Origin of the sequence: Thermodesulfovibrio aggregans (genome assembly GCF_001514535.1) — a bacterium.
GTDB classification, from domain to species: Bacteria; Nitrospirota; Thermodesulfovibrionia; order Thermodesulfovibrionales; family Thermodesulfovibrionaceae; genus Thermodesulfovibrio; species Thermodesulfovibrio aggregans.
Genome location: NZ_BCNO01000002.1, coordinates 403743 through 404726 on the forward strand (window position 1 = coordinate 403743; position 984 = coordinate 404726).

The window sequence follows — 984 nt, forward strand, 5'->3', positions numbered from 1 at the left end:
CGGAGATGTGTATAAGAGACAGCCTCATAGGTAGGCTCGCAACTGAACCGCATAATAAGACTTGCCTGAACCTGGTTGACCTTGTTTCAATTCCTCATAGGTAGGCTCGCAACACAGCATCTCATCAGGATATCAGACAGATTCTGAGGTTTCAATTCCTCATAGGTAGGCTCGCAACCGGGAAAGTTTCTAAATTGTGCTGTCATGAATACCAGTTTCAATTCCTCATAGGTAGGCTCGCAACGAGTCACATATGAAGAGGCTGCCATATCAGTGGCAAAGTTGTTTCAATTCCTCATAGGTAGGCTCGCAACTATAAAAGTAAAGCATATGAGTGTTGATGAATTTTTAGAGTTTCAATTCCTCATAGGTAGGCTCGCAACTCAATTTCAGTTGAGTTTCTTTTCTTTAATATTGATTGTTTCAATTCCTCATAGGTAGGCTCGCAACTTCAGACTTTTTCTTATCAGGTTTCTTTCAGGAAGGTTTCAATTCCTCATAGGTAGGCTCGCAACTGGCGACTTCTTATGGGTTACCTCAACTTATGGGATTGTTTCAATTCCTCATAGGTAGGCTCGCAACGGGTTTAAACAGTTTGTTCTTGATGGTGGGGTTGTGTTTCAATTCCTCATAGGTAGGCTCGCAACCTACGCATATATTACCGAGAAAAAGAAACATTAAGATGGGTTTCAATTCCTCATAGGTAGGCTCGCAACCTTACTCACCGCAGGGGTTTGTATATCTTTTCCCAAGTTTCAATTCCTCATAGGTAGGCTCGCAACCATTTTCTCCACTTGACATAAAAGGGCACATTTTATGTGCCCAGCATCTCTGCCTCAATACAAGAGGAAATACATTATCTACTGCATTCTCAAGAGCTTTGCTCCCATCTGTTACTATCAGACTTAATGTATCATCTGTTAATCCCCTTGTCTGAAGATTCTGTAAAAATCCTGTCCACTTGTTCTCGCTTTCTGTATCTAC

Annotated in this window: 1 pseudogene and 1 CRISPR repeat array; the pseudogene reads right to left on the minus strand. The window is 41.6% G+C overall.

What is annotated here, in order from left to right:
* Positions 1–83: 83 nt before the first annotated feature.
* A CRISPR array of direct repeats spans positions 84–782; the repeat unit is 30 nt; unit sequence GTTTCAATTCCTCATAGGTAGGCTCGCAAC.
* Between the two features lie 40 nt (positions 783–822).
* Positions 823–984: pseudogene (locus TAGGR_RS11200) on the minus strand (transposase); the annotation flags it as partial.